The 14,655-nt window shown below is 64.3% G+C and carries 16 protein-coding genes and 5 pseudogenes; 11 read left to right on the top strand and 10 right to left on the bottom strand.

From position 1 onward, the window contains the following. Nucleotides 1–11 precede the first annotated feature (11 nt). The 5 genes from C3K08_RS15835 to C3K08_RS15815 all read right to left on the bottom strand — a co-directional run bounded on the left by C3K08_RS15835 (nucleotide 12) and on the right by C3K08_RS15815 (nucleotide 2,545). On the bottom strand, nucleotides 12–545 hold the full coding sequence (locus C3K08_RS15835) for a DUF1788 domain-containing protein (RefSeq protein ID WP_104992428.1): 534 nt from the start codon (nucleotides 543–545) through the stop codon (nucleotides 12–14). Next, complete coding sequence (locus tag C3K08_RS15830) at nucleotides 542–1,309, bottom strand: hypothetical protein (RefSeq protein ID WP_158680026.1); 768 nt, start codon at nucleotides 1,307–1,309, stop codon at nucleotides 542–544. The genes C3K08_RS15835 and C3K08_RS15830 overlap by 4 nt, the downstream gene beginning before the upstream one ends. A gap of 187 nt (nucleotides 1,310–1,496) precedes the next feature. Next, nucleotides 1,497–1,718, bottom strand: coding sequence for a zinc ribbon domain-containing protein (locus C3K08_RS15825; RefSeq protein ID WP_104992426.1), 222 nt, complete (start codon nucleotides 1,716–1,718; stop codon nucleotides 1,497–1,499). A 321-nt stretch (nucleotides 1,719–2,039) separates the two neighbouring features. Further along, nucleotides 2,040–2,300: a Txe/YoeB family addiction module toxin gene (locus C3K08_RS15820; protein ID WP_104992425.1), complete on the bottom strand. Its 261-nt coding sequence runs from the start codon at nucleotides 2,298–2,300 to the stop codon at nucleotides 2,040–2,042. Then, entirely contained in the window at nucleotides 2,297–2,545 is a 249-nt protein-coding gene (locus tag C3K08_RS15815; protein WP_104992424.1) for a type II toxin-antitoxin system Phd/YefM family antitoxin, read from the bottom strand. Before C3K08_RS15815 ends, C3K08_RS15820 begins: the two co-directional genes overlap by 4 nt. A gap of 43 nt (nucleotides 2,546–2,588) precedes the next feature. Here C3K08_RS15815 and C3K08_RS15810 point away from each other — a divergent pair, with 43 nt between their 5' ends. Together C3K08_RS15810 and C3K08_RS18970 are read left to right on the top strand one after the other, a co-directional pair. Further along, the gene (locus C3K08_RS15810) at nucleotides 2,589–3,242 is read left to right on the top strand and encodes an ASCH domain-containing protein (RefSeq protein WP_158680025.1); all 654 of its coding nucleotides are present in this window, start codon (nucleotides 2,589–2,591) and stop codon (nucleotides 3,240–3,242) included. Continuing rightward, nucleotides 3,239–3,448, top strand: coding sequence for a poly(ADP-ribose) glycohydrolase domain-containing protein (locus tag C3K08_RS18970; protein ID WP_104992422.1), 210 nt, complete (start codon nucleotides 3,239–3,241; stop codon nucleotides 3,446–3,448). The genes C3K08_RS15810 and C3K08_RS18970 overlap by 4 nt, the downstream gene beginning before the upstream one ends. 380 nt (nucleotides 3,449–3,828) lie before the next feature. On the opposite strand, the gene C3K08_RS15800 is transcribed toward C3K08_RS18970, so the two are convergent. From C3K08_RS15800 to C3K08_RS18645, 3 genes and pseudogenes are all read right to left on the bottom strand, one after another. Continuing rightward, a complete protein-coding gene (locus C3K08_RS15800; RefSeq protein WP_104992421.1) occupies nucleotides 3,829–4,908 on the bottom strand; it encodes a zinc ribbon domain-containing protein in 1,080 nt (359 codons plus the stop codon). A 108-nt stretch (nucleotides 4,909–5,016) separates the two neighbouring features. After that, nucleotides 5,017–5,802: an IS630 family transposase gene (locus C3K08_RS15795; RefSeq protein ID WP_104991621.1), complete on the bottom strand. Its 786-nt coding sequence runs from the start codon at nucleotides 5,800–5,802 to the stop codon at nucleotides 5,017–5,019. Continuing rightward, nucleotides 5,742–6,041, bottom strand: a pseudogene (locus C3K08_RS18645) (helix-turn-helix domain-containing protein); the annotation flags it as partial. The pseudogene C3K08_RS18645 and the gene C3K08_RS15795, both read right to left, overlap by 61 nt. Nucleotides 6,042–6,174: 133 nt before the next feature. On the opposite strand from C3K08_RS18645, the pseudogene C3K08_RS15785 reads away from it, so the two are divergent. After that, nucleotides 6,175–6,402 (top strand): annotated as a pseudogene (locus C3K08_RS15785) (IS3 family transposase); the annotation flags it as partial. A 127-nt stretch (nucleotides 6,403–6,529) separates the two neighbouring features. Further along, the gene (locus C3K08_RS18095) at nucleotides 6,530–7,336 is read left to right on the top strand and encodes a hypothetical protein (RefSeq protein ID WP_158680024.1); all 807 of its coding nucleotides are present in this window, start codon (nucleotides 6,530–6,532) and stop codon (nucleotides 7,334–7,336) included. Nucleotides 7,337–7,524: 188 nt separating this feature from the next. Here C3K08_RS18095 and C3K08_RS15775 read toward each other — a convergent pair whose 3' ends face one another. Both C3K08_RS15775 and C3K08_RS15770 read right to left on the bottom strand, forming a co-directional pair. Continuing rightward, the gene (locus C3K08_RS15775; RefSeq protein ID WP_092265738.1) at nucleotides 7,525–7,788 is read right to left on the bottom strand and encodes a metal-sensitive transcriptional regulator; all 264 of its coding nucleotides are present in this window, start codon (nucleotides 7,786–7,788) and stop codon (nucleotides 7,525–7,527) included. A gap of 64 nt (nucleotides 7,789–7,852) precedes the next feature. Beyond that, nucleotides 7,853–8,056 carry a heavy-metal-associated domain-containing protein gene (locus tag C3K08_RS15770; RefSeq protein ID WP_104992418.1) on the bottom strand — a complete coding sequence of 68 codons (204 nt, stop codon included), beginning with the start codon at nucleotides 8,054–8,056 and terminating at the stop codon, nucleotides 7,853–7,855. A gap of 154 nt (nucleotides 8,057–8,210) precedes the next feature. On the opposite strand from C3K08_RS15770, the gene C3K08_RS15765 reads away from it, so the two are divergent. The 7 genes and pseudogenes from C3K08_RS15765 (at nucleotide 8,211) to C3K08_RS15735 (ending at nucleotide 14,612) form a co-directional block, all read left to right on the top strand. Continuing rightward, nucleotides 8,211–10,718 carry a heavy metal translocating P-type ATPase gene (locus C3K08_RS15765; RefSeq protein WP_104992417.1) on the top strand — a complete coding sequence of 836 codons (2,508 nt, stop codon included), beginning with the start codon at nucleotides 8,211–8,213 and terminating at the stop codon, nucleotides 10,716–10,718. A gap of 32 nt (nucleotides 10,719–10,750) precedes the next feature. Beyond that, nucleotides 10,751–11,167, top strand: a complete 417-nt coding sequence (locus C3K08_RS15760) for a hypothetical protein (protein ID WP_092265724.1) — start codon at nucleotides 10,751–10,753, stop codon at nucleotides 11,165–11,167. Nucleotides 11,168–11,305: 138 nt separating this feature from the next. Continuing rightward, nucleotides 11,306–12,028: a MerR family transcriptional regulator gene (locus tag C3K08_RS15755; RefSeq protein ID WP_104992416.1), complete on the top strand. Its 723-nt coding sequence runs from the start codon at nucleotides 11,306–11,308 to the stop codon at nucleotides 12,026–12,028. Nucleotides 12,029–12,087: 59 nt separating this feature from the next. Then, nucleotides 12,088–13,201 (top strand): annotated as a pseudogene (locus C3K08_RS15750) (IS3 family transposase). 50 nt (nucleotides 13,202–13,251) lie between these two features. Continuing rightward, a pseudogene (locus C3K08_RS15745) lies at nucleotides 13,252–13,449 on the top strand (IS4 family transposase); the annotation flags it as partial. Between the two features lie 42 nt (nucleotides 13,450–13,491). Next, nucleotides 13,492–13,887 (top strand): annotated as a pseudogene (locus C3K08_RS18640) (helix-turn-helix domain-containing protein); the annotation flags it as partial. Then, a complete protein-coding gene (locus tag C3K08_RS15735) occupies nucleotides 13,827–14,612 on the top strand; it encodes an IS630 family transposase (protein WP_104991621.1) in 786 nt (261 codons plus the stop codon). The pseudogene C3K08_RS18640 and the gene C3K08_RS15735, both read left to right, overlap by 61 nt. Nucleotides 14,613–14,655: the final 43 nt, after the last annotated feature.

Genomic DNA, 14,655 nt, shown 5'->3' with positions numbered 1-14,655 from the left:
GTCCGGCGGGGTCATGGGGTCAGCGGAATGGAGTGGTAGTTCCAGCCGTCGCGGGCGCCAAACATCCGGTAGTTGTGGCCTTCCACGCGGCCCGGAAACAGCAGCAGCATCCGGCCCTGCAGCGCGGGCGAAGCCTGCTCGATCAGCCGGGACACCCGCGTCAGCCCGTACAGGCTTCCGCTGCCCAGCACACCCACCACGCTGCCGGGCTCGGCGGCCTCCAGAGTCTGCCGCACACGCAGGGCCAGCGCGTCCTCAAAAGCCCCGAGGCTTCCGGCCAGCAGCTCCGGCTCGGCGAAATACGCTTCCCGGTAGGGATGGGCCGCCATCCACTCGGCAAACGCTCCAGTGAGATCCAGCGCGTGCCAGGCGAGTCCCGCCTGCCGGGTGGCCAGCTCGAAGGCAGGCAGAGCCGCCCGCAGGCGACGCTCGTCCGAGGGGTCGTACACCGCCACCCACACCCGCTCGGTGGGGGAGAGGGAACCTGCCCACGGCAGCCCCACCTGGGTGCGGTACCGCTGCAGCAAGCGCTCGACCGGGGTCACGCCCCCTCACCTGCCCTCTGTTCCGTCAGACCCGGAAAGGTTACCTCCAGCACGTCGGCGATGCGGCGGTAGGTGAGCCACCCGCGGCGTGACGCCTCAAAGGCCATGTGGTCGAGCGTCTCTGGGCTGGAGTCCAGCACGTGGGCGTAGGGCGTTTCCAACAGGGCCAGCCCCCGCCCGCCCTGGCGGTAGCCCAGCAGCAGGGCCAGGGTCACGACCTCGGCGGTCACGGGGGGCCGGGTCCGCCGCTTGGGGACCTGGCGGCTCAGCCACCCCGCCTGCGTCCAGCTGGACAGCAGGTTCCGGGCGCTGCTGCCCAGGGTGGTCTCGGTGTAGCGCGTGCCCTCCTCCCGCAGAAACCGGACGAGGTCCGGCCAGGTGACGGGCTGCCCCACGGTAAGTGACAGGACAAAGGGCACGCTCTGCGTCAGCAGCCGGTCATGGTCCAAGGCGAGCAGCAGGGCCAGGCTGCCCCGGGTTTCCGGCACCTGCCACAGCTCCCGGAACAGGGGCGTGTGCATCAGGGCCGCCTCCAGCGGATACAGGCGTCGCAGGTACCCCAGGGAAGCCGCCCGCGTGCGGACTGTGCCTTTCCCCAACACGTTTTCGTCAAGCACCAGAGGCCGCAGGGCCTCCGGGGCCGCCTCGCCAGGGGGAAGATGCTCCAGCAACCGGGACAGGTCTTCCAGCATCAGGGTGCGGCTGTCGTGAACGGTTGGAGCGGAGACGCCGCGGGCTGCGCGGCGGGGAGAGGGGCGGGTCATCGCCCGGAGAATAGAGAATCCACCGGCAGATCATCGGAAGGCTTGCGCTTGCCGCTCAGGACGGGGCTCTGGCGGGGCCACACCACGGCAACGTTCGCCGTGCCCTTCGAACGGCCCGTCCCGGTACAGGAAGATGTGCCAACCGCTTCAGCGGTTGGAGTGTCGGGCCCCGCATGACTTCTCCGTTCTAAACCGAAGGCACTGCCCGTGCCAGGATGTTCCAAGCGGCGTTGACGTCGGCGTTCCCGGTATGCCCGCACTGGCGGCACACGAAACGGGACTGGCTGAGCCTATTTCCCTTCTCACTGTGGCCGCACGTCCGGCAGGGTGGCAAAGTGTACGCCGGATTGACCCCCCCGACCCGCTTTCTGGCCCATTCTGCCTTGGAGGCGAGAATCTGGGAAAACAGACGCCACCAGCGTCCTGGATGCTGCGGGGCAGATCCCGCGCCCCGTACCGCCGACGTTGAGGTGGAGGCTGTTCAGCGCTGAGCCCAGGTTGTCCCTTTCCAAGAAAGGTGGCCTCGCCTTTCCGATCGCTGGCATGCACCCAGCGGCGGAGCAGGGACGCGCTCCACTCCAGGTCGCGCGCGACCTGGCTCATCGCCACATCCGGCGGCTGGGCGAGTTGCACCCTCTCTGCTGGCGGTAAAGCTACGATGTTTGCCCACGCTTGACCTCGACTTCTCAATGTCAGGCCTTCACTCCATGTCCACGAGAGCGGGGCAGGCTCAATCCTCGTAATGGAAGCGCAGGCTGGCGATCAGCAGGTCATCCCCGCTCACGCGGTACACGAAGCGGTGTTCCAGGGTGATGCGCCGCGACCACCAGCCCTGAAGCTGATGCCGCAGCGGTTCAGGTTTGCCGGGGCCGCTCAACGGGTCGCGGGTGGTGGCCCGGATGAGTTCGTTGATCTTCCTCAAGGTCTTGCCGCCTTGCTCCTGCCAGAACAGGTAGTCCTCCCACGCTTCCGGGGAGAAGACCAGTCTCATTCGGTCAGGTCCCGTTCCTCGCCCCGTCCAGCCTCCAGGGCCGCGATAGACCTCAGGAGGCGGCGGGCGTTGGCCGGCGTCCCCAACAGGTGCGCGGTTTCCTGCCAGGAGTTGAAGTCCTCCAGGCTCATGACCACTACGGCCCGCTCACCCCGCGTTACGATCACCGGATCGTGGTTGTCGATCACCTCGTCCATGGTGGCCGCGAGATTCTGCCGCAGCTTGGTATAGGTTACCGATCGCATATGTACAGGATACTGTACAGCTCCGACCGATAGGGGGATGTCGATGAAGATCACCAGCAAGGCCATCACGGAAGTTGTTCAGACGGTCGAGAACAGCGAGGCGGGCGAAGTCATCGTTCCAGCCGGGGAGTTCTGGGCCCACTTTGGCGTGCAGGATTCCATGCAGGCCTTGCAACAGCAGATCGCCCAGCGGCTGGCAGAGGAGGGGCTGGAGGTGGCGTTCGAGGTGGTCATCGCCCTCCCCCCAGAAGAACTCCCTCTGGTCGGAGAGTTCTCCGTGCCCGCCCAGCCCGCGCCCCTGGATCTGTCGGCAGGCACCCTGCGCGCTCTGAGCATCCAGCAGCCGTGGGCCGAGCTGATCCTGCGCGGCGACAAGAACCTGGAGTACCGCTCACGCCGGATGCGCGAGATGGGGCCGCTGCTGGTGCATGCGTCGGGCACCCGCGTTCCCGAGAACTTCGGGGGCCGTGACCTCGACCCGGACGCCCTGCCCTACCGCGCCCTGGTCGGCGTCGTGGACGTGGTTGGCGTGCAGGAGGTGGAGGGAGAAGACGGCCTCTACGCCTGGCAGCTCGCGTACCCTCGGCGCTTCCGAACGCCCCTCCCTTACTCCGGGGCGGCAGGCATCTTCCGGGTGCCGACTGAAACGGTGCGTGAGGCGCTGGAGACGGCCACGACACCGGAAACGCCCCTTTGAAGTCTGACCGCGTTCGCCTCCCCCTGCAGACGACCGCCGCTGGAAGCACCACGGCCGCCGCACAACGTCTGTTGCGGGAGCGCCCTGAGCCCGTCGCGGTCCTGAACGTTACGTCGGCCGCATCGCCGGGCGGGGAGGTCCTCACCGGGTCGGCAGAGCCTGTGCCATGCGAGCGCCCTCCACGCCTCCTCGACGCTTCATCCTGAGAATTACGGGATCCCCCGTCAGGCACGGGACCCGCTTTACACCGATTTCCTGATGTCCGCACGGGACGTGCCGATCTTCCGCGAGGAAGACGGCCACTGGAGAGGTGACCCCTATGCCCCCAATGTCCTCACCACCGCGGCCCCCAACCTGCGGGACATGGGGGCCGCGGTGGTGAGGCGCTGCGACCGGCAGCACAACGTACCCTGGAGCAGCGGGCCTCCCGGGTGCTGGCCCCCTCCGAGCATGAACGCTGCCCCGCGTGGTGCTGAGCGCCTGGGGCTGCGGTGCGTTTCGCAACGACCCCGAGCCCCAAGCACGTGCCCTCGGCCTTCGCGTAAGAACCAGGGGCCGGTGGATGGCACTCCTCTCCTTCCCTCAGTCACGCTGCTGCCCGTCCGCGTGGGGGAAGCATCTGACCCCGCAGCAGCACGTTATGGGCAGCGTTGGCGTGCGCATCCAGATCCGCCCCGCACGCCGGGCAGCGGAAGCGGTCGCCCGCCCGCAACCCGTACACGACCCGGCCTTGGTGCTCGAAGCAGGGAGCGCACAGGGTACTGGTGTGATGCGGAGCCACACGCCGAAAATCGACACCAGACGCGAACAGGTACTGGCTGAGCGCCGAAAAGTGATGGTCATGAATTGCCCGGTCGCGTCCGCTGTGAATCCAGTGGGTGGACATCCCCATGTGGTTGATGCGCTCGGCGTACACCGTGTGGGCGTGAAAGTTAAGCCACGCCACGATCCCCTCGGCGTCCAGTCGCCCGGAGGCATAGATCAGGTCCCGCAGCAGCATCTGGGCGTCCGCGCTCAGCCACGGCAGCTGACGTACGTGGCGCAGCGACGTCGGTCGGAAATACCGGGTCGCGCCGGTATCGGTGTGGGCCACCGTGAGCGGATCAATCCCCAGGTCCAGCCCCACTGCAGAGCGCCTGGCCAGCCCTGGTGGCGGAACGTACCGGACCGTGTAGCTCAACCCCAGCATGTAATGCCCATTGGACAGCCGCGACACAAAACTGCGTTCTGGGAGCCAATAAGTGAGGTAAGTGGTTGGGGGAACGGCCAGGGCAGGACGTGGCAAAGGGACGCGGCCCTGACGCACCGTCGCCTCCAGCGCGTGGGCAAACCCCCCTGGATCCCAGTCGTCATGGGAACGCAGGAGCCGGGACAGCTCACCCGTGCCGGCGTACTGGGTGAAATGGGGCGAGGCGGCGACCATGGCGCAGTACGCGTGGCTGGGCTGGTGATGTAGCGCCGCCTGCAGCGGCACGCCAGCGATGGAGCACTGGTGGTCAGACTGTACGGTCAGCGGGGAATCCACCCGCCAGATCTGGGCCCCTGGGAAACCGGAAAGTCGGCCCAGGTACGGCTGGAGGGCCCCAGCCTGAACCAGCGGGCCGAGTCTTGAGTAACTGGAGTGCCGAATCTGGACCCAGTGGAGATCGGGGTCGTTGCGTGCCATAGGAATCACCGGTGTAGAAAAGCCCCCACCGCAGGGCGATGGGGGAGCGTGAAGCGGAGAGAAGTTGAGAACGTGCCCTAGAGGCTGCCAAGAACCCTAGTACAGCGTTCATTTAATACGAATGGCTTCGTAGTGCCGTCCTAGCGTCCGGCGGGCGACCTGGGTGGAGAACTGCCAGTTGAGGGTGACGCCCGCGCGTGAACGCGCTGCCACCCAAGCCTCGACTTCCGACCGAAGCCGTTCCAGCACTGGAATACGCCGGTTCAAGCACTGCCGCTGAAGGGCACTGAATTCCAGTTCTGCCATGTTCAGCCACGAGGCATGTTTGGGCGTGTAGACCCACTCGAAGCGGCCCACCAACCGGTGGGCCGCCTGTGGCGACATGAACTTGTAGAAACTGCCGCCGTGATGCGTATTGAGGTGGTCCTGAACCAGGGTGATCTGGACGGCTGCTGGATAGGCCCGTTCCAGGTTCTGCATGAAGGCGGTGTACTCCTCGGCGGTCCGTCGGGCACAGACCTGGACAAACCGTCGGCCTGTTTTCGGCTCGACGGCCAGCAACACAGCCGCGCTCCCAAAGCGCTGGTATTCGTAGTCTTGTTTGGCGACTCGCCCCGGTTCCGATGGAACCGGGGCCATGACGTCACCGATCAGGAAGCAGGGTTGCTCATCGAAGCACAACACGGGAAAACGGTCGTCGTAGGGCCGAGAGTACACGTCCAGAACGCGTTCCATCTCGCAGAGGAAATTCGCCGTCAGGTGCGCGATGCACCACTGCCTTTTGCGGTGCGGCTGGACCGCGTTTTTTTCAGAATGTAGAACACCGTCGACGGAGCGATGTGGTCGACCAAGTTCAGCTCTACAGCCTTCTCTGCCAGCAAGCGAATACTCCATTGTGCGTGACCTTCGGGCGCCTCACTGCACGCCAGCGCGGTGATGGCCGCCCGGTCTTTGCCGTCGAACTTCGCGGGTCGCCCCGTATGCGGCGCATCGAACAGCGCCGCGTCCAGTCCCCCCAGGGCAAAGCGTTTTCGGGTCGCTTGCACCATCTGGACGCTGATACCGAGGGCGTCCTTGATGGCCGAGTCCGTGACCTGTCGATGGGCCAGCAGCAGAATCCGGGCGCGGGTCATGACCCGCGCCTTGCCACTGCCCTTCATGGTCATGCCGTGCAGAGTCTGTTCTTGCTCAGCACTCAAAGTCACTGGATAGCGAAGAGGACGGCTCATACCTCACTATGACAAATTCAAAAACGCTGTACTAGCGAGCATGGGCAAGAAAGGGGATTGTTTCGATAACGCCGTCGTGGAGAGCTTTTTCTCGACCCTGAAGCGAGAGCTGTTGTTGGACCACGTGTTCCACACGCGCCAGGAGGGGCGATCACAGGTGTTCGAGTACGTGGAGATGTTCTACAACCGGCAACGGCGGCACTCGTTCCTGGGCTACCGAAGCCCGGTAGAATTCGAGCGGATCAGGGAACCCGTAGCGGCGTAACCGAAAGTACGCAAAACCGAGGCAGGCCCAAACTTCGGGGAGAAAGCCTCAGAAAGAAGAGCAGGAAGTTGACCCCGGAGACGGTCAGCCTTTCATAATGGGGACAGCTCGTCCGTTGGCTGGGAGGGTGCCGGATAACTCCATTCCTGGAGGCCGGATAACTCCAGCAGCGGGTGCCGGATTGGCCAGCATACGCACAGAACTGGAAGACATGCTGTTCCAGCCGAAAAACGACCCCCTGCTCTTCGCATATTTCGGGATCAGTTTGCAGACGAGGAAACGGTCACGTCAAAGTGAATTGAGGGCTGTCCTGGCCTGGCGCAAACGGGTTGGCAGAATTCTTGGCAACCCAACGGACATCCTCCAGAAGGAGATCCTCTTCCGTGACGCGACGGATGACGCCTATCCCTTGACAGAGGAAGTAGCAGACTTTGAACAGAATCCAAGGTGGGCGATCTACCGCGTTCGCTACTTTAATGCGCGCAACGCCCTCATCCTTGAGATCCGCTCTCACCTTGCTTTTCATGACACTGAAACTGGCGAGTGGGATATGCTCCCGGACCCTGTCCCCAGTGACCTCGATAACCAGCTCTGGGGAAAAGAGAGCGAGTACAGTGATCTGCACTGGCGCAGACAGCACGCCTGGCAGCGCACTGTTCCTGAAAAGCACCGAGCGGAACTCGTGGTCTTGAACAGGATTTCGCTCGAACGGGTGCTGGCGGTGGACGAGGTGGGCGACTTGGCTCACCCCCTGCCGATTTTCTATGTCGAGCCCCTTCCCTCTGGGAGGCTGCTGGATGCGGAGGACGAATTCCACTACCTCACCTCAGCCAATTACGGCTTGCACAAGCCGGAATACGATGCGGATCCTGAAAAACGCATCCCCTACTTCAAGAATTTCAAGCTTGAAGCAGGGGATGAGCCACACACCTAACCCGCTGAGTCACCACCTCCGTGTTGAACCCAGGGCGGCAGCGATGGCGGTGGGTCTATGGATTGAGCTCTTCCGACAATCTGAGCCGTTGCTCGAGGCCGCCGATGGTGATCAGGAGAGGGGGACGACCCCCGAACTCGGGCGCGGGCCACACCGCAAGGGTGGCCCGCGCCTATAGCCTGCACCGCTCAGGTGTACTTGAGCGCTTCCATCAATTCCTCGACGAGCTCCACGCTGTCACCCCGCGTCGAGGCGGTGGCGACGTGCGCCTCGAGGTGCCCGCGCAGCACGACCTCGCCCGCGCCTGAAAGCGCACCCTGCACGGCCTTGATCTGCCGGAGTACGTCCACGCAGTAGGCATCGTCCTTCTCGAGCATGGCCACAATGCTGTCCAGGTGCCCTCGGGCAATCTTGAGGCGCCGGGCTGCGCGTTTGCGCGCGTCCTCCGGCATGCACAAGTGGCTGGAGGACGTGCCGGTGTGGCAGGTGGTAGGGTCGGCTTTCGCGGCGGTCACGTTAAGCGCGGACCTGAGCCCCGTAGCCTTCCTCAGTGACGGCGGCGACAAGCGCCTGCGGATCAGCGTCGCCCTGCACGGTCGCGGTACCGTCCTGCAGGTTGACACGGACATCCTGGACGCCCGGCACACTCTTGAGCGCATTCTGAACGGCCTTCTCGCAGTGGCCGCACGTCATGCCGTTGACGGTCAGTTCGGTGGTCATGCCTCAACTGTAAACCCTATGGGGGAGGGTGTCAAGGCGGTCTGGCGCAGCCCCTAGCTGTCTTTCCCCTTGACAGTGGGCGAGAAAGGCTTGCTTCAGCTTGGACGCTGGCTTATGCTTTCTCCGTACCCCCCGGAGGGGGATAGGAGCGACGATGAAGAAAACGATTGAACTCGGCGTCCAGGGCATGACCTGCGCCTCGTGCGTGGGCCGCGTCGAGCGGGGCCTGAAGAAAGTCGAGGGGGTGGAGGGGGCCAGCGTGAACCTGGCCACGGAACGTGCGACCGTCACGTACGACCCGGCGCTGACCACCCCGCAGGCGCTGCTGGACAAAGTGAAGGACGTTGGGTACGAGCCAGTGATCAGCGAACTCCAGTTGGGCGTGCAGGGTATGACCTGCGCGTCCTGCGTGGGACGGGTCGAGCGGGCCCTGAACAAGGTGGAGGGCGTGCTGGACGCCTCGGTGAACCTCGCCACCGAACGGGCCACCGTGCGGTATTTGCCGTCCAGCGTCAGTCCGGGGCAACTCAAGGCCGCTGTAAAGGCCTCTGGTTATGAGGTGCTCGAGAGCGAGCCCGGCAAGGACCGCAGCGACCTGGAGCGTGAAGCGCGTGAGCAGGAGGTCCGCAGTCTGCGGCGTGCCGTCACCTTCAGTGCGGTCTTCGCCATCCCGCTGGTGATCCTCGCGATGGTGCCGATGCTCTACATGCCCTTCCACATGTGGCTGATGGAGTACATGAGCGAGCGCACCATGACCTGGATCATGCTGGCGCTGGCCCTTCCCGTGCAGTTCGGTCCCGGATTGCGCTTCTACCGCCTGGGCTGGAAGGCCCTGAAAAACCGTTCCCCCGACATGAACTCTCTCGTCATGATCGGCACCTCGGCCGCCTTCTTCTACAGCCTGGTCGTCACGCTGGCACCCCAGATCTTCCCCGAGGGCACGGCCCACGTGTACTACGAGGCCAGCGCCGTGGTCATCACCCTGATCCTGCTCGGCAAGTATTTCGAGGCCATCGCCAAGGGAAGGAGCAGCGAGGCGATGAAGAAGCTGCTGAGCTTGCAGGCCAAGACGGCCCGCGTGGTCCGTAGCGGTCAGGAACTCGAAGTACCCACCGACGAGGTGCTGATCGGCGACCTGGTGTCCGTACGCCCCGGCGAGAAGGTGCCGGTGGACGGCGAGGTCACCCAGGGCAACTCCTTCGTGGACGAGTCCATGATTACCGGTGAGCCCATCCCCGTCGCCAAACAAGCGGGCGCGGCCGTCGTCGGCGGCACGATCAACCAAAATGGCGCGTTCCAGTTCAAGGCCACCAAGATCGGGGCCGACACCGCGCTGGCCCAGATCATCAAGTTGGTGGAAAGCGCTCAGGGCTCCAAGCCGCCCATCCAGGGGCTCGCGGACAAGGTCGTTTCGGTCTTCGTCCCGATCGTCCTCGGGATTGCCGCCCTGACCTTCCTGATCTGGCTGCTGGTGGGCGGGAGCACGGCCCTTTCCTTCGCCCTGGTCACCACCGTCGCGGTGCTGATCATCGCCTGCCCCTGCGCGATGGGGCTGGCCACACCGACCAGCATCATGGTGGGCACCGGCAAGGCGGCCGAGCTGGGCGTCCTGTTCCGCAACGGTGCGGCGCTCGAGGGCTTGCAGGGCGTGAATGTGGTTGCCGTGGACAAGACGGGCACCCTGACCAAGGGGAGGCCCGAACTCACCGACCTCGTGACCGCCTCCGGCTTCCAGCGTGCCGAAGTGCTGCAACTGGTCGCGGCGGCGGAAGAACAGAGCGAACACCCCATCGCCCGCGCCATCGTGGACGCGGCGAAGAAGGAGGGTGTCGCCATCCTCCCCCTGGAAAGCTTCGAAGCGGTGCCCGGGTATGGCCTGGAAGCGCGGGTGCAGGGCCGCCTGGTGCAGGTCGGTGCCGACCGGTACATGCGCAAGCTCGGGCTGAACGTGGGTGACTTCGCGGCCCAGGCCGAGCGGCTCGGGGACGAGGGCAAGAGCCCGCTGTACGCGGCCATTGACGGGCAGCTCGCCGCCGTGATCGCGGTGGCTGATCCCATCAAAGACGGCAGCCCGGAGGCGGTGAAAGCGCTTCACCGGCAGGGCCTGAAGGTCGCGATGATCACCGGGGATAATGCCCGGACCGCGCAGGCCATCGCCCGCCAGCTCGGCATCGACGAGGTGCTGGCTGAGGTGTTGCCCAGCGGCAAGAGCGACGCGGTCAAAGAGCTCCAAGCGAAAGGCCAGAAGGTGGCGTTTGTCGGGGACGGGATCAACGATGCTCCGGCGCTCGCCCAGGCAGACGTCGGTCTGGCGATCGGGACCGGCACAGACGTGGCCGTCGAGACCGCCGACGTCATCCTGATGAGCGGCGACCTGCGTGGTGTGCCGAACGCCCTGGCGCTCTCCCGCGCCACCCTGCGCAACATCAAGCTCAACCTCTTCTGGGCGTTTGCGTACAACATCGTCCTGATTCCTGTCGCGGCGGGCGTGCTGTACCCCGCCTTCGGGTGGCTGCTCAGCCCGGTGCTGGCCGCGGCAGCGATGGGCTTTTCCAGCGTGTTCGTGCTGAGCAACGCGCTTCGCCTACGCTCCTTCCGCCCCCCCGTCCGTTCCGACCCCGCTCCTGTCCGCGCAGCGCCCACCGTCATGGCCCAGGCCTGAGCTGCCGGTCCACCGCCCCCAAAGGAGACACCATGACCAAACTCACCGTAGGCCCCTGGATTGCGGCGCAGAAACTCCCCAGCCGGAACGTGGCGCGCGACCGCCTCGCGTTCCTGGAACGCACCCGGGTCCGGCAGGCCACGCCCACGGTCGCGGGCTTCCCGCTCGTCGGGCTCGGCGGAAGCTGTGGCAAACCGTGCTTCGCCCTCCCGTACACCCTCACCTGGGACGACCAGAACACCCAAGCACTGGAAGCGCTCGCCGGGGAGTTCGGCTGTTACGTGGAGTACGGCGTATACCCGCACCTCAAACTGCACGAGAACGACCAGGAAGTCGCGGCGGTGCAGGACTGGACGACCTTCGCCACTGTCTACCTGCGTCCCGGCTACGACCGCGCAGAGGAACTCCTCGTGCGCCTCGCGGACACATTCCGGCCAGCGGGCAACTGACCCGAATTCCCCGGGGGCGGCGCGTGAGCGTGCCGCCCCCACTCTTCACTCCAGAAGCCTGGTCCCCATAACGCTGACGCCGAGGCGCCGACCTTCCACGCTTGACCTTGACATGCTGGAAGGGCTCAACCTGAACGGATGATGCACATCAGTGAGTTCGCGCGGCAGAGCGGCATCCATGCCCAGACGCTCCGGCGGTATCACGCTCAAGGCTTACTCGTGCCCGAGGTCGATCCGCATAGCGGTTATCGCTGGTACTCCAGCAGCCAACTCCACACGGCCCGGGTCATCCAGAGCCTCAGGGGCGCAGGGTGCAACGTGGTCTTGATCAGGGCCATGCTGCACCCCAGCGATGCTCCAGACCTCCTTGGGCAGCTTGAGGCATACGCACTGACCCTCCGCTCCCAGGCCACGCACCAACAGGCCCTGGCCATCACCATCGAAGGATTCCTGCAGCGCGGCAAGGACACAACGCTTCCCGACATTCACGAGTTCTGGAATTCCCTGTGGCTCACTCCGGCTGACGCCCACATTAGGGTCGCCTTCGTGGGTTTAAAGGGCGGCGTGGGCCGTACCACCAATGCCATCTACACGGCCACACTCCTGCAGGCCCTCGGGCGGAACGTTGCGGTCGTTGATGTCTCCGGCCACGGCGATGGGGCGCTCACATGGGCCAGGCAAGCCAGCCAGCGGGATAAGCCTCTGCCGTTTCCCGTGTATACGCTCCGTCAATACCCGGATATCGCGGAGGATGTCGACGTCATTTTCGACAGCACACCGCGGGTAGAGGACTTCACGGCGGCAGCACTGCTGGCCGACCGCCTGGTGCTGTGCGTGGACGCGGGCGGTATGGTGCAGTGACCTTGCCCCTGTTTCCGGTGCCAGTCTGATTGCAAATCGAGCAGCAAACTTGGAGGCACATGAAAGGCAAACGGTACACCGAACAACAGATCCTGGACATCCTCGGGCAGCTTGAGGCAGGCACGCCGCTGAGCGATCTGACGCGACTCCATGGAGTCGCGATGACGACCATCTACCGCTGGAAAGCCAAATACGGTGGGATGACCAAAGACGAGACCCGCAAGTTTCGCCAGTTGGAAGCAGAAAACCAGCGCCTGAAGAAGTTGGTAGCGGATCTGTCGCTCGACAACGCCATGCTGAAGGAGGTGGTGGGGCGAAAGTGGTGACGCCTGGGACGTCGTCCCAGGCGCAGACGCCCCTCAAAAAGCAGATGGTGACCCTGCTGCGGGATTCTTTTGCGGTCAGCGAACGTCGGGCCTGCCGGGTGCTGGGCTTTTCCCGGACCACGCAAAGACGGAACAGCCCCAAAAGGGAAAAAGACCAACGCCTGGTCGAGCGTCTCCGCACACTGGCCCGAGAGCGACCTCGGTTCGGGTACCGGCGGATTCACCTGATGCTGGGTCGAGAGGGCGAGACCGTCAACCACAAGCGCGTCTACCGGATCTACCGGGCTGAAGGGCTGGCCGTTCGAAAGAAGGAGCGCCGCAAGCTCAGTGTAGGAGAGCGACAGCAGAAACCTGCGGTTTCTGCGCCCAATCAGCGGTGGAGCCTCGACTTCATGTCGGACCAGCTGGCCTCCGGGCAGCGGTTTCGGGTCCTGAACGTCGTGGATGACTTCACCCGGGAGTGCCTGGTGATGCACGTCGGGACCTCCATCACCGGGCATGACGTCGTCCGCGCTCTGGAAGCGGTGGTCCGCTTCCGGGGGCACCGCAGTCGATCACCACCGACAATGGCCCAGAGTTCGCGGGCAAGGGCCTGGATCTCTGGACCCATGGGCGTGGCATCACGCACACCTTCATCCGGCCGGGGAAGCCCGTCGAGAACGCTTACATCGAGAGTTTCAACGGCCGTGTCCGGGACGAGTGTCTGAATCTGCACTGGTTCCAAAGCTTGGATCAGGCACGCCTGATCCTCTCTGCCTGGCGCCAGGACTACAACGCCGTCAGGCCGCATACCTCGCTCGGTGGACGGACCCCGAACGAATTCGCCCGCCTCGAACAGGCGGGCTGAGGTACGCTGACTTTTGCAAATCGGCTGGTACCGCAATTGGGGCACCCTCAGTCGGTGTGGCGTTTATCTGGGCCTGTGTAACTGGGGAGCTGCTGGTAACCGAGAAAGGCGTACGGATCAAGAAACACGGACACCGCACGGTGTCCGTGTTCCGGCTTGGCCTCGACCATCTTCAAGATCTGCTGCTGCATCCCTCTCGGTCGTCTTGGCACACCCTCGCGACTCTCATGCCGCGTTTTGAAGGGTAGTCAGGGCCTAGTACAGCGTTTTTGAATTTGTCATAGTGAGGTATGAGCCGTCCTCTTCGCTATCCAGTGACTTTGAGTGCTGAGCAAGAACAGACTCTGCACGGCATGACCATGAAGGGCAGTGGCAAGGCGCGGGTCATGACCCGCGCCCGGATTCTGCTGCTGGCCCATCGACAGGTCACGGACTCGGCCATCAAGGACGCCCTCGGTATCAGCGTCCAGATGGTGCAAGCGACCCGAAAACGCTTTGCCCTGGGGGGACTGGACGCGGCGCTGTTCGATGCGCCGCATACGGGGCGACCCGCGAAGTTCGACGGCAAAGACCGGGCGGCCATCACCGCGCTGGCGTGCAGTGAGGCGCCCGAAGGTCACGCACAATGGAGTATTCGCTTGCTGGCAGAGAAGGCTGTAGAGCTGAACTTGGTCGACCACATCGCTCCGTCGACGGTGTTCTACATTCTGAAAAAAACGCGGTCCAGCCGCACCGCAAAAGGCAGTGGTGCATCGCGCACCTGACGGCGAATTTCCTCTGCGAGATGGAACGCGTTCTGGACGTGTACTCTCGGCCCTACGACGACCGTTTTCCCGTGTTGTGCTTCGATGAGCAACCCTGCTTCCTGATCGGTGACGTCATGGCCCCGGTTCCATCGGAACCGGGGCGAGTCGCCAAACAAGACTACGAATACCAGCGCTTTGGGAGCGCGGCTGTGTTGCTGGCCGTCGAGCCGAAAACAGGCCGACGGTTTGTCCAGGTCTGTGCCCGACGGACCGCCGAGGAGTACACCGCCTTCATGCAGAACCTGGAACGGGCCTATCCAGCAGCCGTCCAGATCACCCTGGTTCAGGACCACCTCAATACGCATCACGGCGGCAGTTTCTACAAGTTCATGTCGCCACAGGCGGCCCACCGGTTGGTGGGCCGCTTCGAGTGGGTCTACACGCCCAAACATGCCTCGTGGCTGAACATGGCAGAACTGGAATTCAGTGCCCTTCAGCGGCAGTGCTTGAACCGGCGTATTCCAGTGCTGGAACGGCTTCGGTCGGAAGTCGAGGCTTGGGTGGCAGCGCGTTCACGCGCGGGCGTCACCCTCAACTGGCAGTTCTCCACCCAGGTCGCCCGCCGGACGCTAGGACGGCACTACGAAGCCATTCGTATTAAATGAACGCTGTACTAGGCTCCTCCTCTGACGCCCGACCCACTCAGGA

It is taken from the genome of Deinococcus sp. NW-56 (assembly GCF_002953415.1).
GTDB lineage: Bacteria > Deinococcota > Deinococci > Deinococcales > Deinococcaceae > Deinococcus.
The sequence above is the reverse complement of the archived record's forward strand: the minus strand, read 5'-3'. Positions and strand labels throughout refer to the sequence as shown.